Source organism: Alteromonas sp. MB-3u-76, assembly GCF_002831605.1.
GTDB lineage: Bacteria > Pseudomonadota > Gammaproteobacteria > Enterobacterales > Alteromonadaceae > Alteromonas > Alteromonas hispanica.
Genome location: NZ_CP025115.1, coordinates 310,754 through 333,715, shown reverse-complemented (window position 1 = coordinate 333,715; position 22,962 = coordinate 310,754). Strand labels below are relative to the sequence as shown.

The window sequence follows — 22,962 nt, the reverse complement described above, 5'->3', positions numbered from 1 at the left end:
ACTGTCTCTTATTTTGTTCGTTGCACAACCTGCAATCAGGCTGTTGCTTTATCATCTGTGTAACCGCCGTCGTCATCGTTTACCCACAATGCTCGATTAAACTGGGCGAGGATGTCAGTGATAGGCTGGTCGAAGAGTTTGTTGGCGCGATTGATGCCACCAAGTCGTTGCTTGAAAATACCTTCATTCAAGTTCGCTTCATCAACGATGATGTTAGCTTTCATTTGTTTGGCAATGGTGCTTAACCAGTCCCGCTGCGGTGTTTTCCACGGCTGGCTTGCAAGTATTCTATCTAATGCTCTATCTACTCGTTCTTCGTATGGGATAAGGGCTTCACCTATTGCGGCCTGGCGAATGTAACCAATGATTCTGGCAGCGATATCTTCATTTCGCACTTCCTTCCATGCCGCCTTGAGATCTTCTTCTCTAAACTCGTTTTTTTCAAGCTCTAATGCTAATTGTTTTAAGCTTTCACGGGTCAGTTCCCACGGGCGCTGGATAACTGTTTGTATAGCAACCATTCTGTTGCTATTGGCATTAACGAAGTCGTTAAAGGCGGTTAGGTAGTCTTCTGGCTTCTGGCCGCTGCCATAGCCTGTTGAGGTATCGAGCACCTCGTCTTCGTGTTCAGATACCACGATACGATTAAAACCACCCGTGCCCTTTACTTTCATATCGAGCAGCTCGCCTAAGCCTGGGTTATTTAAAAACCAGTCTGCTACTTCCTGCACAGGCTTTGCTTTTAACTCTTGAGCAAACTCCTGAGGCGGCTTTCCAACAATGCGTTCGAATTCGCTTTGCTGGGTTTCAGTAAGGTAGCGCTTCTTACTTTGAAGCTTACTCAAAAACTGGTCTTTCGCGAGTTCCTGAAGTTTGCTGTCTTTACCCTCTTTAATCTCGCTTTCTAGTTTGCTAAAGGTAATGTCTACGTTCGTGACCACGGGCTTCATGGTGTTCACTTTTTCGAGCTGCTTGTATATGTCTACAGCATCGTAGATTCGAAACCGCTCTTTAGCGATGTCGTCACAGCGACGCGTAGCACGGCCTAACATCTGTTCGTAAAGAATACGACTGTTCACGCGGCGCATGAACACAAGGTTGCAGATGGAGGGTACGTCCACTCCGGTAGTCAGCAGGTCTACCGTGACTACAATATTAGGGAGACGGTCATTCTTATAACGCCTGATAAGCTGGAGAGGTTTATCGGATGCACCTGTTATTTTCATGATAGCGTCATCGTCAACTGCCCCATGATAATGCTCACACGCGTCTTTAAGCGCCTCTACCATCTCATCAGCATGTTTGTCGGTTACACAAAAGATGAGAGTTTTTTCCTGAGAATAAGGGTCGATTGAATCACTTTCTATCAGCCACTTCGCTATCGCCTTGGTAAACTCTGGCGCTATTACTTTTCTGTTGAACTGTGCAACATCAAAGTCGAGTTCATCGGGTGTGTGAATGAGTTCAAGTTGATTGGTTTGTGGGTCGTAAACCTGCACTTCTTCATTCACATTGTAGTGAATACCATCGGTGTTGAGTTTGGTATGAATTCTTACAGGAGGTAGATGGTCAACCAGATAGCCATCAATTACCGCTTCGGTATAGCTATAAGAGAATACAGGGTCGCCAAAGATATCGGTAGTATGTATGGCAGGCGTTGCTGTTAACCCAATTTTAAATGCATCGAAGTAGTCTATTACGGCGCGATATTTCGAAACATAATCTTGCTGGTCTCTAAACTTTACTTCTGTTTCACTCAGCTCTCGGTCTAACAGGTAACCACGGTGGCACTCATCCACAACAATGCAGTCATACTGCCCTACTCCTGGCTTAGTTGCATCTTCTGACGGATACATAATACGCTTAACCAAACCTTGTACTGTAGCTACGTGTACTTTTGTGTCGTCATCAGGCGTTGGTTTTGGATTTTTCTCTGGCTCCATTCCCAGTACGTCAAAGGTATCTGCAAACGTATTGAGATTTTCCATACGCACTTCACCAAAATCGACGGTAGCCTGAACGCCCAACGCACTTCGGTCTACCAGAAACAGGATTCGGCGAAAACGTTCGGCTTTTAGAAGACGGTATACCAGCGCAATACAGGTTTTTGTTTTACCTGTTCCGGTTGCCATCGCTACAAGCGCACGCTCTTTCTCATCTTTAATGGCCTGCTCTACGCTGAGAATGGCCTGCTTCTGATAGTCACGTAACTGAAGTTCGTACTCAAAGCCCATGTCATCTAGTTGCGCGTTGGCTTTTTGGGGTGTTTGGCGCAAATACGTTTTGATTTCTTGAGGGGAGTACCAGCCTTTCAACGCTTTGCGGCGATTAGTGGTATCGCGAACGTCTAAAAACCATATTCCGCTTTCTTGCTCCAGTTGTTTTAAATACGCGCGGCCATTGGTTGCGAATGTAAGCGGTACTTTGAATTCGCCGTATTCTGTCACTTCAATATCATCAGTTAACGATGCAATACCTTTTGCATAACGTTTGGCCTGGTCGATAGCGCCATATACATTCCTGGCATTTTTCTTTGCTTCGACGACAGCCACCAGCGTTGTGCCGATAAAGAGTGCGTAATCAGCAGGCCCAGAATCTGTGGGCCACTCTGCAATAGCACGGTTTTTATTGGGTTCTGGGCGAGCGCCTTTAGAATAGCGTAAATTCTCTGTATCAGCTTCCCAGCCTGCATCAATAAGTTGCTGGTCAATGATGACACGGGTTTCCGCCTCATCCATTTCAAAGTGAGATTTTTCGATGCGCTGAAGCTCAGCGGCCTGCTGCTCTTTAGGTTGCGCTTTAAAATGGTCAAAGTTGTCTTTATTTTCACGCTCAACTTCAGCGCGATAGTTGGCAAGCGCCTCTTCTTGCTCATGCGCCAATTGTTCCCATATCTCACGCTCTTCCGCCATTCGCTCTGCACGAAGGCGCTCAGCCTCGGCTTTTTCATGCTCAATTTGACTAAGCTTTTCAGCAACTTTTATGCGGTCTGATGTGCGTTGAGATTCAATCTTGAGTTGTTCTAATTGCTCTTCTATTTCTCTAACATAAGCGGAGGGATCTTCAGGTTTTACAAACTTGGAAACTTTAAAGCCTTTGGCCTTGTCTCCTCCAAATGTGGTGTGAAACCACATGGAAAGCGCGTGACCTACCATCATCGACTTCAGGGCGTCGCGGTGGCTGCTACTATCAAACTCGTGGGTTGCTGTATTCCCTAACTTTCTTAATGTATGAAAAGCGTCTCGAACGTTGTCATCTAATCTAAGTGAGTAATCTATATCGCGAAGTAAATCTACTTGCTTGATATCGTTGCCATACTCAACGCCCACACGGGCTGCAATATTCTGAGCAATGGCTTCGCCGAGTTGGCGCATTTTGATAAGTGTTGTATTAGGATCAGAGGAGAAGTTGCGCTCAGCACTTGCTGCAAGGTTATAAAACCAAACTGCGTGTGCTTTAAGAAACTCAAAATTGCTTGTGAATACCATACAACTTTCCTTGTCTACTCATCTACTGCTCACACTATATACTAAAGTTTAATCTTGATTAAGATTTTACTGAATACAGTGTGTTCGAATTTAATAATTATATCCGCAAGTTAGCATTACTTTTATTCAACCTCCACGTCACTCATCGCGCCTCTGATTTATGCTCAAAAGTTCTCTCGTTCATATGTTGAAATATGAATAAGGAAAGCCTATAGAATTCTTCACTGGATACTCTTTACTCAGCCTGGATTCATAATGACTAAAAGCTCGAAACTTATTAAATTCGTGAGCTGATAACGCCTTCCTTATATCAAAAAATATCGATATATCTGTACTGAACAAAAACATGCTCCCAAATTGGAGCAATGGAACTTCGTTTATATGCGGAAGCGCTACTGTATTACTGTTCAATATAGCGTTGAAACTTGAAATTCCGCTATAAGAACAGGGCTTGAAGTTACCCACCAAATATTTAGGCCAAGGCAGCTCCCCCTTTTCAGTCTTTATAAAAGTCTTCACACCTTTAAGTTTTTTGCCATATACGTTATTGAGGTGCTCGATTCTTTTGACAATCTGTAGAGCGTGTTTTGTTTTTCTTATCTTGTAAGCTGCTAGTGCAGCTCTGTCTCTCTGAGAGTGTTGAACAGATTGCTTCTCTGCCAATTCATTTTTTCGAATTAAATCTTCTAGAAAGCAAATAACCTCTTCAATCGAAAATTTAGGAGAACTGAAGTAGGGTTTAAGCTTCGTATTAAGAACAGTCGGCGATAGAAACTTTTGTGACTCACCAAAATTAACTAAGTCACCATCAACAAGTACCTTAAATTGCAAACGCTCAGATTCAGTTAGCGCTTCGAAAAACGTTTCAATCAATCCATCGTAACGATGGTTAAACTGTAATATTGTTTTTTCGGAGAGCGGCTTTACTCGCTTATAAATGTTATTTAAAGCGCTTATCTTGCTATCTGCATCGATAATTTTTTGCTCTAATTCTTCGTACTCAGCATGTACGACACGCCCTATTCGACGTCCCAAGCTCCTTTTTATTTCTCTCTGTTTTTTGATAATTGCCCTTCTGTCCTCACTAGATAAAACACTATCTTCAATCCATTTATTGTTTTCTATTTGGGTAATTTTACGGACATCGCTTGCCACAACGTAACTTTCATCGACGAAAGCTAACTTTTGTTTAAGTGCGGACATCCCTTCATTTGTGGATTTTTTGTAGACCAACTTATTCCATCCGATTGATTTTAAAGCCCAAGCGCCAATTACACCTTTTTTAGCAACGCCGCCGCAAGAGTATTTAAATACCAATATCAACACAACACATAAGCAGGAACTAAAAATGAACATACTTATTACTCTTACACAAGGCGCTATCAAAAACGGCTACATAAACCTAAGAGGCAATCTAGACAAATTTGAGAGTCGGTATATTGGCGCAAGTGGTGAGGATCAGCATGGACATATGTTGCTGCTTGATATAGATGATGGCGAAACCTTCGGTAGCGATGTATGCAGTACGTATCACCGTTTTCGCAATAGGACTGCCCTAAAAGCACTTGTACAGAAATATGGGGTTAAAGCGGGAGACACAATATCTCTTAAAAAGCTATCAACCAGTCATTGGTCAATTTCAAAAATGTAGTCATAACCCCAGCGGGCGGTGGGTTTGGTAACACCCGCAACTAGGCTTTAATCTTCACTCCCCGATACAATCGGTTCGAAGATATTGGCTTTTTACAAGGATATTAATGCGATTAGGGGTATTGATAGAGAGGTAAAATCCAAAAGTGACTGGCTGACAGCGGGAAAGACCGCGATATTCCGAGAGCCTTGTATTTGAAAAAGCCTCCGCAAGGAGGCTATTAGTATTTAAGAGTAAGTTTTCTCCACCGAGCTTTACACGCAATCATCCACGTTTCAGCGTCAATGCCAAAAACTGACTCTATTTCATCCGAAAAATGTTTTAGAAACTTACGAATCTCTTCGTGGTATCTCAGTAACACAGTCAATGCTTCTCTGTGGCTCCTGTATTTGCCTTTGCCATCAGATAATTCATCAATTAACGAAGAACTTAGCGATATCCCCAGCCATTGGCCTGTTTCACTGCGATGTAAGTAAATATATCGCTGGAAATCAAGCCGTAAGTCCTCACCTTCAATTTCTAAATTCGCTAAAAGCAATATCGTTGAATCATCACCTACAAAAGGAGATCTTGATTGCCTTTTGTATTTTCGAATGATGCTTGGCTTTTTGTCTTGCATATTGCTACTCCTGGTTTGTACTCAGAAGTAACTAAGCTCCTAGTCAGGAAAATCTTAGCTAATGTCGTCGAAGTCAAACTTCATTTGTTCTGAAAAGAATTCGAAGTCGTCCTCTGTCCACTCTGCATATAACAAGGGTTCACTCACTACCACGCCAATTAGTTCTCTTATCACGGGGAGATAGTCTGAATTCGTCACAATGTGATTTTGAAAAATCACATTCATAATTGAATCCTCTAAATGCTGATTGTTTTTGTACTGGCTCCCATCAAACTGATCTCTATAGGCCATGAATGCGTTTGCTAATGTTTGAAAAATGTCAGACACGATTGCTGAACATAAATAGGTTTTAGTAGTCATGAATATTCCTTTTTTTATTTTTATTCATGATTACGTAGATTTAGTACCGGAAAAATTTCCCCTCCTTTGACTTATTAACTGTTAAGACTAACCGAACGAACAGGAAATAAGACATGACCAATCTATCAATAGTTGAACAATCAAAACGCTACTTCTCTGACGATGAAGACTATATTACTTTGTATGAAAATGAGGATTCGTATATTTATTATGTAAGAAACTATCAGGCACAAACTGAGTTTTTGCTAGTCAGCGTGGACTTGATGATGAGCTTGGATGAAAAGTACAGGACTGTATCAGGTGTGTACCTGAAGCCCTACTTTTCGGTTTTACGGCAGTTTCAAGGTAAGGTCACAAAACACGTACTTTGTAATGCACTGTTGGGCCATTTTCATCATCTGTTCGACTGCTCTGTTTCTGAGCTATTTCACAAGCTCTAACTCTTCTAAGCCAACTTAATTCAGTTGGCTTTTTTCTGGTCGATTTTGCTGTTTCGCGATAGGCTTCTATGAAGTTCAACTTTGTTACAGTAACTTTCGCCTAAAGAAAGAGCATTAGTAGATGATTTCTAAATTTATATGGCTTTAGTAGCACCGTACACATAAAGTAATGCCATCATGATTTTTTGATGCAAATATCTTGAAAGACTCCGCTCCCTATTGGATACTGACTATAAGCTTTACTGGAACGCTTGTTTCGCCCACTTATGGCATAGTCCTGCCGGACATTCAGTGAATTAAATCATTTATAGTTAAACACCAAAGTTAGCGTGTTTAGATTTGTGGGCGTGTCTATATCTACGCTATTCTGGAGTTAAAGCTATGAATATAAAAGAACTACTTTTCCCCTCTGGCATCTCTACCACGCGTGCTAAAAAAGACGCCAAAAAACTTAAAAAAGTGCAGAACATAACGCTTACCGAAGCACTTAACCTAGTCGCACAGGCTCACATGAGTTCTCCTTATATAACTTGGGATAAGGCGATAGAAATTTTAAAACACAGAGGTGCATCTGACGACGAAGGTCAGGGTGACACCTTAAAAAATATAGGGTTTTCTCATACACTAACTGAGCAAAATCTTGCAGAATTTTTAGCTACAGTAGAAAAAGATATCAACTCAGAGTCTCTCGTTTCGATCTCACCTTCCAATGACGAATATTTAGAAGCAGACGGCAGTGGAGGAAAGATGTGGCCTTCACCTTTGATTGTCAGCGATAGTAACGCCGAACTGTTCTGCGATATGCTAAATCAAATGAGTTTATTTGACTTTGAATTAGGGCTTTTGGAAACCGAGTTTGAAGAACTTATCGGCTCTGAGAGTTATGACATGTGGCAAGACTCTAACTGCCCACAATACGAGAGTTATAATTCAGAGAGTTTTGAGGATGACGAAGATAACGACCAATTATTCGACTCTCACTTTGAGTTAAAGCGGCGTATCAAATTTGCAATACAAAACCTGCAATTAAACTAAAGCCCCCCCCCTCAATCGACAAAGCCCCAACAAATTTAGTGCAGGGGCTTTTTAGACGAACTTACTGTAAACCCTATGATTGATGGAAAACGATTTCGGTTTTAATAATAGGTGGTTATAAAACCTGCCTTGATGTCTCCATGTGTAAAAAGCTTCGAATTTACGTGCTTTTGGAAATTCTACATCGATTAAACTGCTACCAAACTATGAACTAGGTAGATACATTGTTTCAATCGCAACAGTCTCACAAGCCGGAAACACTTGGGTATATCCCGAGTGTTGCTGCTGGTGCTGTTCGACAAGAAATACCTAAGACAACAGTCGCAGATGCTTCAATTCGTCCAATGGGCCTCAAAGAGGCTGCGCAGTTTCTCTTACTTTCAGAACATGAAGTCATTGCGTTAGCTAACGATGGTTTAATAGCTCATAAATATTCAAAGACCCTCAACAAATACTTCTTTAACTTGCGTGGCTTATCTTCGTTTTGTGAATCGCTCGGCAATTACGGGCATCTTCAGGAAAGCAAGAGTGATTATCACGTAACTGAGACTTCAACAGTTGATTGTATTTCCAGCGCCGATAATAGCTCACACAACAAAATAGACGACTCAAATAGGGCAGCGGAGTTCTCAGAAGTAGCGTTTGAACCAAAAAAAGTGTCTCAACTACCTACTCCTCAACCAGAACTTGAAAAGCAATTTCAGTTTATTGATACCAACAATGAACGCGCTCTGTCACGCTTGAATCATTTACTTACACGTAATAGAGAGGAACTATCACCTCTTTTAGATGAATGGACTTTGTCAGATAAAGAATATTGCTTGGCGAGAAGTTTCATCGAATATTTCAAAGTGAAAGTGGTCAACGTAGACAATAAAAATCCTTTAGAAAAAAGAATGGATGTGAGGAGTGCGAATGAGTTAACTAACTTGTTTAGAGAAAACAAGTTCAACTTAAGAGAAAGACTGAACACTAGCGACTACAAAGAAGCAGTAAAAATCGCAGCAGCCAGTTTGAAGGACAAACTATCTCAGATCGGTATAAATTTCTCTTACCTCATACACTTTCAAGAGCAGAATTTTGATTTGTGGAATGAGGTTTATCGAAAGGCCGAAAGGTTGGTGCGAGATAAAAAGTCTTCTGCTAAACAAGTTGAGCAACGTTCAAGAAAAATTGCGTTTTTCAATTATATGTTCGCTACCACCGATCTCCGAAATTTTTCCCAAGAATTAGTCGAAGAAATTAACGATGCTATTGTTTTAAACGGTAAGAAAGACAGTACCAGAAACAAGTACCTAATCGAATTAAGAGCTATATATGACGAACTATTTGCAAAGCGTCTTATAAATGAAAATATCAAAGTGTGCTCTTTCCAATCAGGTAAACGAGAATTAATTGAATTGTCTACTAAGCAATTTACTAAATTCCGCGACGAATATGCTCGATGCGCTACTGAAGCAAACCTACTATCTTTTGCTTTCTACTCTGGTGCAAGAAAAGGCAATACACTCAACCATATATGTACTTCCAGTATGAAGCTCAGCGATATTGAAGATTTAACAATAAGGAACAGCAGTTTCATAAAAATCCCTGCTCGTCACGCCAAAGGAAGCAGGCTCATCACGATTCATGTAACGAAAGCCCTTAGGGAAGTTATAGAGCGCCAGTTGGAATATCGTAGAAAAAATAATATTACGCATGACAATTTGTTTGCGCTGGATGATACAGGAACAACAATTGAGTTTGATATGACGAAATGGGTGGAAGCGTTGGAAAAGGCAGGGATTGATACGACCTTCAGATTTCATCACTTCCGTCACAATCGAGCATATCAAATTTTACTTGAGGGCGGAACATTTGAAGATATTCAGCAGCTTTTTGGCTTGGCGAGTAATAAAATGGTCGCTACAGTTTATGGGCACCTAGACATAACTCAAGGTGCGCTGAATGTGAACGAAAAGGCGGCAGCGAACTAGTTCTATTATTTAGCTTTTAAATCATTAATGTTGTTATTTTTAGAGGAGCAATATTGATGGTTTATAAAAAGAGTAATTCCAAATTCTGGTTTACGAAGTTTCAGGTTTCATTTGCTGACAAGGTTAAACGTGTTCATTGCAGCACCAAGGAAACTGTGAAAAGCCGTGCAGAGCACTTTGAACACCGCCTTCGCGATGAAACGTTAGCTATACTGATGCGTAACTCTCAAGAGGTTGGCTCATGGAATGAAGCTTTAACACTTTATCTAGAATCCAGACAAGCAAACAAGACCATTGATGAAAAGACGAAAAAGCTAGCCTGGTGGTCTCAATATCTAGCAAATATTCCATTAACCGAAATTAATTCTAAGCTTATTCTGACGACGTTAGTAAAAAAGACTGACGTCACCTTAGCAACGAAGAATAGATACCTCGCAGAGATCAAAAGCTTTTTAAATTTCATTCATAAAGAGCTGGAGTGGATTGATCGCGTCCCCCATTTGAAAACCCACAAAGAGCGAGAAAAAAGCTTCTATAAGCTTACTGAGAAAGATTCTGCTCGCCTCATTGATTGCGCCCCAGCCTTTCTGCAACCTATCATCATATTTGCCCTAGCAACCGGATTTCGTGCCTCTAATATCATTGGCCTGAAATGGACTCATGTCGATTTGGAGCATCAAACACTGAAGGTAGACGCGGGTTCTCACAAAAGTGGCTCTTCGGTTCTTATACCGATGAACAATATAGTCTTCGAACTACTGAGTTCTTTGCATAACTCGAAAAATTCCGTATTTGTTTTTCTCAATTATGATAATTCGCGTATTAAAGACTTAAATAGAAGGATATGGGCTAGGACGACGAAAGCAGCAGGTCTAGATGGGCTGCGTTTTCACGACTTACGTCATAATTGGGCATCACGCCATGCTGAGAGTGGCAGCGACTTATTAGCTATTAAAGAATTAGGGGGCTGGAAAACACTGGAGATGGTTCAGCGATACACACATCCATCGTTGAGTTATTTGTCACAGCAAGCAAACAATATCGTAAAAGAAAAAAATGATACCTTTGTCACAAAGTCAGGTTGTGACAAAAAATCGTCACACTTTGTGACAATCAATGGCCTGCGGCTAAAAAAAGACAAGGCCCAGAAATGGAAAAACCTGATAGTTTTCAATAAACTATCAGGTTCCAATAATGGTGCCTCGACCCGGGATCGAACCAGGGACACGCGGATTTTCAATCCGCTGCTCTACCAACTGAGCTATCGAGGCGAAACTCGTTTACGTTACAGGCGTTTGCTGCCCGTGCTGCTATGGGTGCGTATTAAACGGATTTAGCGTTAACAAGTCAACCGTTTTACCTGCTTTTTTTTCACTTTTGTGACCGTTTGCACATTGTTTACACAAAAACTTAGGTTTTGTTTACTTTTCAGGCGGCACATAACCTTCAATTGTTGGTTCTACACCATCAAACAAGTAAGCCGACATTCTTTCTTCTAAAAACGCCCTCGCCTCGGGCTCCATCATATTCAACTTATTTTCGTTTATTAGCATGGTCTGCTTTTTCTGCCAGTTGCCCCATGCCTCTTTTGAAATGTTATCAAATATACGTTTACCTAATTCACCAGGATAAAGTTGAAAATCTAATCCATCAGCTTCTTTTTGCAAATTCTGACAAAATACTGTTCTACCCATCATGCACCTCTATTGTCTTATCTTACACAACACCTTACGTGAAAATGTACGCGGCTTACTTTGCCAGTGTTTTGATTATCTTTGTTGTTGGGGCGGCTAAACCAACCTCAATAGGCTCATCAAGCAAAAACCATCTCGATTCATTTTCTGCCACCCGCTTTTGTGGTGTAAAGTTTACCACGGCGATGAGCGGGGTTATATCTAAATGAAAGTGACTAAACGTGTGCCTGAACTCTTGAAGTTGCTGTACTTCATCCACGTCAATTCCTCTATGAGCAAGTAACGATATTCCCTCCTCAACAGATTGCGCCTCTAAAAATCCATACAAACCGCCCCAAATTCCACTTTGTGGACGTTGTTCTAAAAACACTTGCTGCCCAAACATAGGAATGAGCATATAGGTTTGCCTTACCGGCGTTACTTTTTTAGGCTTTTTACCCGGATAATCGGTTTGCTTTCCTTGAGCAAAAGCTACGCAATCTCGTTGCAATGGACACTCATCACACTTCGGCTTGCTGCGAGTGCATACCATTGCGCCCAAATCCATCATCACCTGTGTGTAGTTAGCGCAGCGGCTTTGTGGTGTATTTTTCTCGGCCACGTCCCAAAGGGCATTCTCTACTACTTTTTGCCCGGGCCACCCGTCAATAGCATAATATCTCGCTAGAACACGCTTCACGTTTCCATCAAGAATGGGATAACGCTCATCTCGTGATAAAGATAAAATAGCGCCAGCAGTAGAGCGGCCAATACCTGGCAGCGCCATAACTTCTTCTAGACTTTGAGGAAACTCACCATTGTGAACTTCCACTAACGTTTTTGCTGCCTTGTGCAAATTCCTCGCTCGCGCATAGTAACCAAGACCTGTCCAGTGGTGTAACACATCATCTTGAGAAGCATTAGCAAGGTCAAAGACGCTGGGATACGACGCCATAAATCGATTAAAGTACGGAATCACAGTAGCCACTTGTGTCTGTTGAAGCATAATTTCAGAAATCCATACCTTGTAAGGAGTAACATCTTTCTGCCACGGTAAATGCTTTCTACCGTTTTCATCAAACCACGATAATACGCGCTTTGCGAAACTGCTGTTGTGCTTTGTTTTTGTCATATGTTTTGAGCTTATATCAATTTTAATTGTGTGTTTTTATCGTCAGCTTTTTGCTGGCTTAAGAGGCGGTTTTACTTCATTTTGCCCAGCCTTAATGCTCTTATTTATAGCGCCAATTAAACATTCTATTAGGTATACGCTATGGTAGCATGGAACCTCTTGGTTATTTTTTAAGACAGTTACTGTCTAAGGTATTGGTGTGTCTTCTACAGCCCCCGTTTTATTCTTTCCTGGCACTTTGTGTGATGAACGTATTTTTTTACCGCTGTGGAAGCAGCTTTCAATAGCCCAGCGTCGCTATGTTCCACTGCAATGGGCATCGTCAAAAGAAGAGATGCTTGCCTTAAGTGAAGACAGAATACTCAGCGGTGAAAAAGTGCATCTTGTTGGCTATTCCATGGGTGGCTATATTGCCACGCTTGTAGCTGCAAGAAACATGTCTAATATCGCGTCAATGACTCTGATAAGCTTCGACCCGGCAGGCTTGAGCGACAGCGAAATAAGTCAGCGCAAGACGCTCGTAAAAACACTTAAAAACGGCCATTTTAAACCCGACAATGAGGCTTATTTGGCTCGGTTTATTCATCCGTCTCGCCTGCAAGATAACGAAGTAGCAGGCGTAGTTAAATCGATGGCGCAGGACTTAGGCAAAAGCACTCTGCTAGCACATACACTTGCGACCACGCCCAGAGATAATACTTATAAACTGCTAGAAAGGATTTCTGCCCCCATAACCCTCGTTGGCGGTGTTGACGATAAGATTGCCAATATAGAGTCACTTAGGCTTGCAGCAACTAAATTATCGAATGCGACGCTTTGTGAACTAGAAAACACAGGGCACATGCTCCCACTTGAGCAAACCAGTCTGCTTGCTTCTGTTATCTCAACGAACATTGGCGTACAAAAATAATACAAAACTTGTATTCTAACGTTGCATAAAAAGTGGGTAAGTGGATAATGCGCGAGCATAAAATTTGGGTATAAAAGGCATTGCAAATGAGGCAATTCAAAAGTCAGGCAGAAGCAGAAGCTGCCGGTGTTTATATAAGTAAAGTTAAAAGCTACGTTAAACGCGAAGGAAGACTTACCAAAGGTCAGGAAAAAGCGTTGGAAGAACACTGGCCAACAATGGGTATTGAATACCGCAACGAAACAATTTCTCTTATCGAGGCATTCGACCGCGATGCGCCTGTGGTACTCGAAATAGGTTTTGGTATGGGCAAGTCCCTTGTGGAAATGGCCGCTGCCGCCCCAGAAAAAAACTTTATCGGTATAGAGGTACATAAGCCCGGTGTCGGAGCCTGTTTAGGTGACGCTGGCGAATTAGGCCTCAGTAATTTGCGTGTTATGGAACACGATGCCGTTGAAGTACTCAAAAACATGCTTCCTGATGAAAGCTTGTCACGCTTGCAATTGTTCTTCCCCGACCCTTGGCATAAAAAACGCCACCATAAGCGTCGTATTGTGCAAGCTGAGTTTGTTGAATTAATTCGGACCAAACTAGCAATAGGTGGTCATTTACATATGGCGACAGATTGGGAACCTTATGCCCAACATATGGCTGAAGTTGTCAATAATAACTCTGCGTACACTAACACCGCAGCAGAGGGTGATTACGTTCCTCGCCCAGACTATCGTCCTATTACCAAGTTTGAAACCCGTGGCCAAAAGTTGGGACACGGTGTTTGGGATCTAATATACGAGCGAACAGCGTAATGATTCTATCTCCTCAGAGCCAACTGCTAGAACGCAACTTATCGCTTTTTGAGCAGGGCAAATGGGCGTTCGTAAACCCCGCAGATGCTTATTTTCTTGATGCCCTGAGCGCGCAGGAAGTGACGGTTATTCATCAGTATTTTGATGTTTTTTCAGAAAGTGTACGCGTGATACCGTCGGTCACGCTAGACAGCCGTGATGTTGGCGAGTCAGGCTTTGAGGTAACGCAGAAGGCGGGCAACCACACCCATATATTTGCGCCATTTGTCACCCTTGCGAATGAATTCACCGACATTATGCTGTTTTTACCCAAAGCAAAAACACATTTTCAAATGTTGCTTAACATGGCAGCTAGCATGGTAGGTCAGCAAGGGCGCATTCATGTAGTTGGAGAGAATAAAGGTGGCATCAAAAGCGCCGCAAAACTTATGCAGCAGTATGGTACTCCACAGAAGATTGACTCGGCGCGCCATTGCAGCTTAGTTACCGTTGTACTGGAGCAACAACACACTCCTTTTAACCCAAGTTCATGGGTAGACGTGAGCGAGTATGCGGTAGACGATGTAAAGTGGAATGTTGCTTCAATGCCGGGTGTATTCAGCCACAAAGAGCTTGACGCGGGCTCGGAGTTATTGCTTCAAAAGCATGCAACGTCTTTGCGTGGGAACGTGCTAGATTTTGCCTGCGGCGCGGGCGTAATAGCCAGTTATCTTATGCTTAAATACCCGCACTTAACGCTATATCTCTCAGACGTAAGTGCATTAGCACTTTATTGCAGTGCACTCACTTTAGCGGAAAACAAATTAAGTGCGACACTTTTTGCGGCTGACGGCCTGCATGGCGTATCGCAAAAAGTCCAGCATATTATTACTAACCCGCCCTTTCATACGGGTATAAAAACCGATTACACCATAACCAAACGCTTTATTTCAGATGCTAAAAAACAACTAACCTCGAAGGGAACGCTGCAGATGGTAGCGAATCGTTTCTTACCTTATCCTGGATTGTTGGCAGAAGAATTTACAACCGTATATACAAAAGCGCAAACATCACAATTTTCTGTATACGAGGCATCTTTGTAAGCCCTTATCTAGTGCGCGCTAATCTTTACTGTACATTTTTGCAGCAAAGATCGACACGCACAGGGTATTGCATGATAAGTTTAATGCTAAGCACTTTTGGCCTTTTCTATATAATTTTTCAGAAAATGCCCGTACCTTTGGTACATTTATAAAAATGTACTGAAAAAATAAATTTTAAAAGCGTATCAAACCATTCTCTGCATCTGTGTTTCAATCAACTTGAGCCTATGCAGAGATTATGCAGAGATCATGAAAAGGATTACCTGTGGACATTGTATTTGCTATCTCAGAAGTAGAAGAATTGGTGAAAACGGGCGGTCTTGCAGATGTAGGTAAGGCTCTCCCCTTGGCGTTAAAGTCATTAGGTGAAAATATCACTATTGTCATGCCCTACTACAAAACGCTTAAAGAGCAATTAGATTTACCCGAGTACGGGGAAAACCACACCTTGTTTACAGAAGGTAGAGTTTACCACTTTCAAATTAAACACCTTCTGTGGCATGGCATACCTATTTACTTTATAGATGCACCAGACTTCTTTATGCGAGATGGTTTGTACTCTGATGCCTTTGATGCCTTTGAAGACAACGGAGAACGCTTTAGCTTTTTTAGTGGCGCTGTTTTACATGCACTTAAAGCGCTGGCAATTAAACCGCACATTATTCATTGCCACGACTGGCATACTGCCATGCTGCCGTTCTTGCTAACTAATGATAAGACAGGCTACTTCCTTGGTACAAAAACGGTGTTCACTATTCATAACGCCGCATTTCAAGGCGTACATAAGCTCGATGCCATTCCATTTTTGCGTCACCATGCCGACATTGGTAGTCAAGTACATGGTGGCTATATAAACATGCTGCAAAGCGGGATCGAATTTGCTAACAAAATCACTACGGTAAGCCCTAATTACGCTCGAGAATTGCTAACAGACTTAGGGAGTCATGGGCTTCATGAACGACTTGTTAGACGCAAAGACGACTTAAGCGGTATTTTAAACGGGTGCGACTATACGCAATGGAACCCACAAACAGATAGCTTTCTTCCCGAAAACTATTCCGTTGATAACTTGCATGCCAAACAAAGCTGCAAAATCGCATTACAACACAAGTCAGGCTTACCCGAGAATACTGATGTGCCACTTATAGGCATGGTATGTAGACTCACTGATCAAAAAGGCTTTGGCTATATTCTTCCCATTCTAGATGACCTCATTGCCCACAACGTGCAAATGATTATTGTGGGGACTGGTGATCCTAAAGTGTGTATGGACTTGGGCGAATTTGCTCAACAGCATCCTTCGCAATTTGCTTTTATTAATGGATTTAGCTCTGAGCATGCACACCTTGTCGAGGCCGGCGCTGACTTCTTTTTAATGCCATCACAATTTGAGCCCTGTGGATTAAACCAAATGTATAGTTTGGCATACGGAACCATACCAATCGTGCGTTCTGTTGGCGGTCTTAAAGACACCGTATTAGATTCAACATCGAGCGAACACCGAACGGGTTTTGTTTTTGACGAACCATCCCCTTCTGCACTGCTAAGCTGTATGCGCAGAGCACTATTGGCCTACTACGAAGACCGTGGAGCATTTAGGGCTATGCAAATTAGGGGAATGAACACTCGGTTCACTTGGGAAGCCGCTGCAGAAAATTATCGCACGCTTTATCAAAACATGATGAATTAGCTCAGTAACTTTGCGTATATTTTATTATCTTTGCTTACCTTTCTTTTTAAGGAATTATGCGCCAATATTATTGTGGCAGTAATAACGTGACGATATTAACGCGGCGATATTAACGTGACTAAGCAACGTGGACAGTAGTTAAAACGGACATGACAGACAAAGCAAGCGGGCTTACTATTCGCAATATATTTTTATGGACCGTGATGTCTGTGGTCTCTATGGGACTTGCTGTTGTAACCTGTCTGTCACTGTACATACAAATAGACAATTACCGTCACGAATTGAATTCTAAAGCGTATATTCTATCAGATTTAGTCGCTCGCACATCATCCCAATATATTATCAGCAGCCAAGATGAAGCAGCAGAAAAGTCGCTTTATCACCTAGCAGCAGTTCCTTATGTGCTAAATGCACATATCTATCATAAAAATAATCGCCGCCAACCTAATGTAGAAACGCCCCGGATATTTGCCTCTTACAACAAAGAGGGTCATTTAATGACCGGAGGAAAAGAGGCTCAGATAAATGAACTACTCGGTTCGCCTGTTATTTCAGATACCGGCGATTACCTGGAAATAACTGCCAAGGCATTTGATGATGAAACAGGCATTCACTTAGGGTGGGTTTATTTAAAACTTTCCACAGACGAATTTTATTCGCAGGTGCAAAGTGCCATAGTCACACACCTTGTCACTATTTTGCTGTTGCTCGCTATTAGTTTTTATATCGCGTACAAAAAGCAGCTGGGGATCTCCACGCCGGTGCAAACCATGGCCGATTTTTTGCAGCAAACATCCCGTCAGCGAAACTATTCTGCAAGGGTCGTGGGCTCGAGAATTCAAGAGCTCGATACGCTTGCAAATGCAATCAACGTTATGCTGTTTCGAATGCAAGAATACATGGAAAAGCAGCAGCAAGCAGAAGAACGTCACCGTAAGCTCAATTCCAGCTTAGAAGAAATGGTGAATGAACGAACAACGGCGCTAAAAGATGCTAACCGTGAATTAATACAAACACTTGAAAAGCTGCACCAATTTCAGCGGCAAATTGTACAGAACGAAAAAATGGCATCACTAGGCGATATGGTTGCAGGTGTAGCGCACGAAGTTAATACGCCGATTGGCTTAGGGGTGACGGCCTCAACAATGATGCTAGACCGACTAGCTGTAATTCAAAAAGATTTTGAAAGCAAAACCCTCAAAGCGAGCGCAATGAAGCGCTTTATCGAAGAAAGTAACGAAAACCTTAATATTATTTATCGCAATTTGAATCGTGCGGCAGAGCTTATATCTAGCTTTAAGCAGGTAGCTGTTGATCAATCTACAGAAAATAGTCGAAGTTTTTGCGTTGAACAGCTAGTTAATGAGATACTATTGTCATTACAGCCTCGATTAAAAAAATTAAAACACAACATCAACGTAGACTGCGACCCTACCCTAAACGTTGAAACGAAGGCTGGCCCAATTAATCAAATATTGATTAATCTAATAATGAATTCTGTTATCCATGGTTTTGAATTCATGGATAAAGGCACAATTAATATTCGTGCTGAATTAGTTAGTGATAACAAATTAAAATTAGTTTATTCCGATAACGGAAAAGGTATACCTTCTGAGATCCGTAAACGTATTTTTGATCCGTTTGTAACAACAAAGCGCGGTCAAGGTGGCTCGGGACTTGGTATGCATTTGGTATATAACTTGGTGACACAAGCCTTACTTGGCTCTATTACATTGACGAGTGAGGAAGATAACGGTGTGGAATTTGTCATAATATTCCCCGTTTCTAATGCGAAAACGTCGTAGTCATTGTATAAAGTATGAACTTTTGTTGAAATTTGTTGGCTAACCCCAAAATCCTAACCGAGTTGTTATTCATAAGTTACTTGCAAATAAGTTTATGAATATTAAAATTTAACCAGTTAGTTGCTTAAATCTTATTTTTGAAAGAGTGTAGAACACCATGCAAACGCCAAATGTGTTAATTGTTGAAGATGAAGTGGTAACCCGCACCACGCTTAAAAGTTTATTTGAAGCGGAAGGGTACAACGTATTTGAAGCTGAAAACGGCAACCAAATGCACGATTTCTTCGAGAATCACGCAATAAATTTGGTTATTATGGATATCAATCTTCCAGGTAAAAATGGGCTAATTCTCGCTCGTGAAGTACGTGACCGTAAAAACGTTGGGTTAATCTTCCTAACAGGTCGCGATAACGACGTAGACCGCATTTTAGGTTTGGAAATTGGCGCAGACGATTACCTAACTAAGCCATTTAACCCAAGAGAGCTCACCATTCGTGCGCGTAACTTGTTATCTAGAACAACAAACTCTTCTGAAGACGATGACTTACCAAGCCGTGTTAATTTTAACGGTTGGACATTAGATGGCGATAGCCGCTCTCTTATTTCACCTGCTGGCAAAGAGTTCCGCTTGCCGCGCAGTGAATTCAGAGCCTTGCATTTATTTTTGAGCAACCCTGGTAAAATTCTCACTCGCGAACAGCTTATTATGGAAATGACAGGTCGTGAACTGCGTCCTAACGACCGTACTGTAGACGTAACTATTCGTCGTATTCGTAAGCACTTCGAATCTCATCCTTCAGAAGAAGAGTTGATTGTGACTATCCACGGTGAAGGCTATCGCTTTTGTGGTCAGGTAGACAGCTAAGAACTGCACTTGCCTAGATAATTGCGAGTAAGCCAGTAGGTTTATAATCGTATTGAAAAAGCCGCTATTGAGCGGCTTTTTGCTGTTTGATGTATGGCAAGTTTATCAGCCGCCAGTGAGAGTAAAGGAATAGGCGTAGCGCTTTTTCTCAAGAAGAAATGCTTTGTGCGTACTCGGACTCCATGAGTCGTCGCCCCCCACACCCATATGTGCGTGATCGATGTAAACAAAGGTACAATCTTGTTTAACAAGGTCACAAGTATGCTTAGCCACATCTAGCTGCGACTGCCCATAGGCACTCACCGCGAAGTGAAAATCTCCACACACTTTTACACTACCCACCTTTAGCATAGAGCAATGACTTCGTAGCCCATTGTCAGTTGGGAAAATATAGTCGGAATGCATATCTGAAACAGCCATTTCATAACGCCCAAATCTTGCGGCGGCTTGTCTGTCTGGGTAGTTTTCAAATGGCCCAAGACCTGTATAGGTTATCGTATCACCGCACCGGGCAGTATCGCTTCCGTCACTAACGGTGTTGCCTTTAACACCCAAAGGTACAGCGAACTGCACGCCAACTCTCGGCAATGGTGGCACCATATCCGATAAAAGCACTTCAACATTTGTGGTCAATGTTGAATCAAGTGCAAGGGTGTAAGTCCACTTTGTTACTGCCTGAACTGCGCCGTCGTACGTATATTCAAATAAAGTTATCACCCGAAGATCGCTGTCGCTCTGCTGAATGGCAATATCTTTGCACTGGCGTTGCCATACACCTAAGCCAGCTCGACGCCATCTAGACTCCCATGCATTTGGATCTGGATTATCAACTTCACTTATACCAATATCATTATCAAGCGGCGCCCGGAAAAAGTTGTCTTCTAAGGGTGCGGATAAAAGCTCTTTATCGCTTACTAACCAGGATAGGAGTAAACCGCTTTCAAGGCAGAATGAAAGGACGTTAGATCCAAGCTTGGCAGTTAATAACGCTTCACTTCTGTTTACTTCAATATTCTTTGAAACAGCGCTGCTCTTTTCAAGCTCACTACTATTAATTACGCTTCCAGCCGGCTGGCCAATCATCTCGCCAGTGAGATTATACGAGGCTATGCCTGCTCTGTTTTTAAGCGTTAACTGCTCTGTATCAAGAATGTGTCCAGCCGGCGCCCAAGCGCTATCGTTAGCTACCACAACATCGAGATTTAAGTGATATACCGCTCCAGGTTTATACGTTATCTCTGGTGATAACGCTATGTTTTGGCTATCTTGCGGTTTAACAGCTAGGAGGGTTTCGCCCTGAAAAATACATTCACCATCTTCGAGTACTTTCCATTGCAGTATTTCATTGTCGGTACTGCGGAACAAATAATCGCTAAAAATCGTGAGGGTAAATACACCACCTTCGTCAACTAAAGCAAAACTTAAATGCTGTTGGCAGTATTTGGCCTCGAATAATGCTGGATGAGGCGTTCGGTCGGGGAATAGGAGACCGTTAATACAAAACTGTCTGTCATTGTAAGTGTCACCAAAGTCACCACCGTATCCCCAATAGGCCGTGCCATTCTCCGTGTACTTCTTTAAACCTTGGTCTACCCAATCCCAAATGAAGCCGCCTTGCAAGCGCGGGTAGGCTTTAAACGCTTTCCAGTACTCATCAAAACTCCCAAGGCTATTTCCCATTGCATGAGCGTACTCACACAAAATAACGGGTCGGGTTTCATTGGGCATAGAAAGCCACTTTTTAATTGCCCACTTTGGTACCGCATCGTCTTCAACATCTGTGTCAACTCGGGCGTACATGGGGGCCAAAATATCTGTGGCCGAAGTATTTGCGCCACCGCCTTCGTACTGCACCGGCCGCGAGGGGTCAAAAGACTTAGCCCAACCATACATGGCATCGTGGGTTGGGCCGTGCCCACATTCATTGCCCAACGACCAAATTATAATAGACGGGTGGTTTTTATCTCGTTCAACCATTTGAGTGAACCTCGCCATGTAAGCGCCTGTCCACAGAGGGTCGCGAGATAGTCGCCCCATAGGAAACATGCCATGGGTTTCAATATTTGCTTCGTCAACTACGTACAATCCGTATTCATCACACAGTTCATACCATCGTGGATGGTTAGGATAATGAGCCGTTCGAACCGCATTAAAGTTGTTTTGCTTTAAGAGCTTAATATCCTCAAGCATATCGGCCTCATTAATTGCATGGCCTTTACTCTCGTGATGCTCATGCCTGTTCACGCCGCGAACTAATAGAGGTTTACCGTTTATGCATAACTGCCCTGATTTCATTTCAATGTTGCGAAAGCCAACATCGTAAGCCTCCACATCAACGATTTGTCCGCCTTCGTCAATGAGCGTTACTACTAAGCGATATAGGTTGGGGGTTTCCGCAGTCCAATGTTTTGGCTCTTTAATATCAAGAGTTTGAAAGACAACGTCGTCCCAGCCTCCTTTCTCATCAATACGTTTATTGTTTGTACCGTCAACCACACGTTCTGTAACAGCGGTTTCTTTGTCAAATAATTGCACACCTACTTTATACTTATTAGGTGCATTTACTGCCGTGCGAACAGAAAGCGTGGCATCTCGGTAGCAGGCGTCTAAGGAAGGCGTAACGAATACATCTTGGATATGATACGTAGGTTTGGTGATAACACTTACGTCTCGGAAAATGCCGCTTAACCACCACATGTCTTGGTCTTCTAAATAACTGCCATCTGACCACCTGAACACCATAACCGATAGACGGTTTTCACCAACGGTTAAAAATGAAGAGATATCAAACTCGGCGGGTAGACGACTGTCTTGAGAGTATCCAACGTAAACACCGTTACACCAAAGATGAAATGCGCTATTTACCCCTTCAAATACTATATGGTTACGCTTTGACAGCGCAGATTCCTTCATAGTAAACGTGGTTCGATAGCACCCTGTTGGATTGTCCTCTGGTACATTGGGAGGACTTACCGCAAAAGGATATTTCACATTGCAGTAAATGGGTTTATCGAACCCTTTCATTTGCCAATTAGAGGGCACCTCTATTGCTTGCCAGTGTTTTACATCCGTTTCGGGCAACACGTCTGCAATGAACTCATTAGCTACCGCATCGGGCGAAGGATATAGACGAAACATCCATTGCCCATTTAAGCTCATTTTACTGGCGTTTCGGTTGTTTAGTGCATCTTCTTGCGTAATAAAACCGTTATGTGGTGCGTGTGCGTTTACTCGATTACGCTGGTACACAAGTGGGTTCTGCCAGTCTTTTTGCGAAATAATCTGTTCGACGTTGGCCATCAATGGCTCCTATTTTTAAGCTTACGTTGGCTTTAACCGAGTTGTTTCAGGGATTGTATCTAATCTCAATATGGTCAAAGCATAGCTAATATTGAATAAATACTTTATGCTTAAACCTCTCCTTCTTTTA

At 42.3% G+C, this 22,962-nt stretch carries 17 protein-coding genes, 1 tRNA gene and 1 pseudogene; 11 read left to right on the top strand and 8 right to left on the bottom strand.

From position 1 onward, the window contains the following. Nucleotides 1-35: 35 nt before the first annotated feature. Together hsdR and CW735_RS01425 are read right to left on the bottom strand one after the other, a co-directional pair. Nucleotides 36-3,488 carry a type I restriction-modification system endonuclease gene (hsdR, locus tag CW735_RS01430; RefSeq protein WP_100970777.1) on the bottom strand — a complete coding sequence of 1,151 codons (3,453 nt, stop codon included), beginning with the start codon at nucleotides 3,486-3,488 and terminating at the stop codon, nucleotides 36-38. Nucleotides 3,489-3,668: 180 nt separating this feature from the next. Beyond that, entirely contained in the window at nucleotides 3,669-4,844 is a 1,176-nt protein-coding gene (locus CW735_RS01425) for a hypothetical protein (protein ID WP_100970776.1), read from the bottom strand. Here CW735_RS01425 and CW735_RS01420 point away from each other — a divergent pair. Beyond that, complete coding sequence (locus CW735_RS01420) at nucleotides 4,837-5,139, top strand: hypothetical protein (RefSeq protein ID WP_100970775.1); 303 nt, start codon at nucleotides 4,837-4,839, stop codon at nucleotides 5,137-5,139. The two genes, CW735_RS01425 and CW735_RS01420, sit on opposite strands and share 8 nt — an antisense overlap. A gap of 220 nt (nucleotides 5,140-5,359) precedes the next feature. Here the strand turns inward: CW735_RS01420 and CW735_RS01415 are convergent, their stop codons facing one another. Both CW735_RS01415 and CW735_RS01410 read right to left on the bottom strand, forming a co-directional pair. Beyond that, the gene (locus CW735_RS01415) at nucleotides 5,360-5,758 is read right to left on the bottom strand and encodes a hypothetical protein (protein ID WP_100970774.1); all 399 of its coding nucleotides are present in this window, start codon (nucleotides 5,756-5,758) and stop codon (nucleotides 5,360-5,362) included. 54 nt (nucleotides 5,759-5,812) lie between these two features. After that, nucleotides 5,813-6,118, bottom strand: a complete 306-nt coding sequence (locus CW735_RS01410; protein ID WP_100970773.1) for a hypothetical protein — start codon at nucleotides 6,116-6,118, stop codon at nucleotides 5,813-5,815. Nucleotides 6,119-6,231: 113 nt separating this feature from the next. Here CW735_RS01410 and CW735_RS01405 point away from each other — a divergent pair, with 113 nt between their 5' ends. From CW735_RS01405 to CW735_RS20075, 4 genes and pseudogenes are all read left to right on the top strand, one after another. Then, nucleotides 6,232-6,558 (top strand): hypothetical protein, encoded by a 327-nt coding sequence (locus CW735_RS01405; RefSeq protein WP_100970772.1) that lies wholly within the window; start codon nucleotides 6,232-6,234, stop codon nucleotides 6,556-6,558. Between the two features lie 381 nt (nucleotides 6,559-6,939). After that, the gene (locus CW735_RS01400) at nucleotides 6,940-7,593 is read left to right on the top strand and encodes a hypothetical protein (RefSeq protein ID WP_100970771.1); all 654 of its coding nucleotides are present in this window, start codon (nucleotides 6,940-6,942) and stop codon (nucleotides 7,591-7,593) included. 224 nt (nucleotides 7,594-7,817) lie between these two features. Then, nucleotides 7,818-9,569, top strand: coding sequence for a tyrosine-type recombinase/integrase (locus CW735_RS01395; protein WP_100970770.1), 1,752 nt, complete (start codon nucleotides 7,818-7,820; stop codon nucleotides 9,567-9,569). A 56-nt stretch (nucleotides 9,570-9,625) separates the two neighbouring features. After that, a pseudogene (locus CW735_RS20075) lies at nucleotides 9,626-10,516 on the top strand (tyrosine-type recombinase/integrase); the annotation flags it as partial. Nucleotides 10,517-10,764: 248 nt separating this feature from the next. Here the strand turns inward: CW735_RS20075 and CW735_RS01385 are convergent. The 3 genes from CW735_RS01385 to mutY form a co-directional block, all read right to left on the bottom strand. Further along, a tRNA-Phe gene (locus CW735_RS01385) sits at nucleotides 10,765-10,840 on the bottom strand. A 150-nt stretch (nucleotides 10,841-10,990) separates the two neighbouring features. Beyond that, nucleotides 10,991-11,263 (bottom strand): oxidative damage protection protein, encoded by a 273-nt coding sequence (locus tag CW735_RS01380; protein ID WP_100970769.1) that lies wholly within the window; start codon nucleotides 11,261-11,263, stop codon nucleotides 10,991-10,993. Between the two features lie 55 nt (nucleotides 11,264-11,318). Continuing rightward, a complete protein-coding gene (gene mutY, locus CW735_RS01375; protein WP_100970768.1) occupies nucleotides 11,319-12,374 on the bottom strand; it encodes an A/G-specific adenine glycosylase in 1,056 nt (351 codons plus the stop codon). Nucleotides 12,375-12,573: 199 nt separating this feature from the next. Here mutY and CW735_RS01370 point away from each other — a divergent pair, with 199 nt between their 5' ends. The 6 genes from CW735_RS01370 to arcA all read left to right on the top strand — a co-directional run bounded on the left by CW735_RS01370 (nucleotide 12,574) and on the right by arcA (nucleotide 19,532). Continuing rightward, entirely contained in the window at nucleotides 12,574-13,284 is a 711-nt protein-coding gene (locus CW735_RS01370) for an alpha/beta fold hydrolase (protein WP_100970767.1), read from the top strand. An 86-nt stretch (nucleotides 13,285-13,370) separates the two neighbouring features. Beyond that, nucleotides 13,371-14,090, top strand: a complete 720-nt coding sequence (gene trmB / locus CW735_RS01365; protein WP_100970766.1) for a tRNA (guanosine(46)-N7)-methyltransferase TrmB — start codon at nucleotides 13,371-13,373, stop codon at nucleotides 14,088-14,090. After that, nucleotides 14,090-15,172 (top strand): methyltransferase, encoded by a 1,083-nt coding sequence (locus CW735_RS01360; RefSeq protein ID WP_100970765.1) that lies wholly within the window; start codon nucleotides 14,090-14,092, stop codon nucleotides 15,170-15,172. Before trmB ends, CW735_RS01360 begins: the two co-directional genes overlap by 1 nt. Nucleotides 15,173-15,437: 265 nt before the next feature. After that, entirely contained in the window at nucleotides 15,438-16,862 is a 1,425-nt protein-coding gene (glgA, locus tag CW735_RS01355; protein WP_100970764.1) for a glycogen synthase GlgA, read from the top strand. Between the two features lie 149 nt (nucleotides 16,863-17,011). Further along, a complete protein-coding gene (locus tag CW735_RS01350; protein WP_100970763.1) occupies nucleotides 17,012-18,667 on the top strand; it encodes a sensor histidine kinase in 1,656 nt (551 codons plus the stop codon). 157 nt (nucleotides 18,668-18,824) lie between these two features. Next, nucleotides 18,825-19,532 (top strand): two-component system response regulator ArcA, encoded by a 708-nt coding sequence (arcA, locus tag CW735_RS01345; RefSeq protein ID WP_100970762.1) that lies wholly within the window; start codon nucleotides 18,825-18,827, stop codon nucleotides 19,530-19,532. Nucleotides 19,533-19,637: 105 nt separating this feature from the next. On the opposite strand, the gene CW735_RS01340 is transcribed toward arcA, so the two are convergent. After that, nucleotides 19,638-22,832 (bottom strand): beta-galactosidase, encoded by a 3,195-nt coding sequence (locus CW735_RS01340; RefSeq protein WP_100970761.1) that lies wholly within the window; start codon nucleotides 22,830-22,832, stop codon nucleotides 19,638-19,640. Nucleotides 22,833-22,962 lie beyond the last annotated feature (130 nt).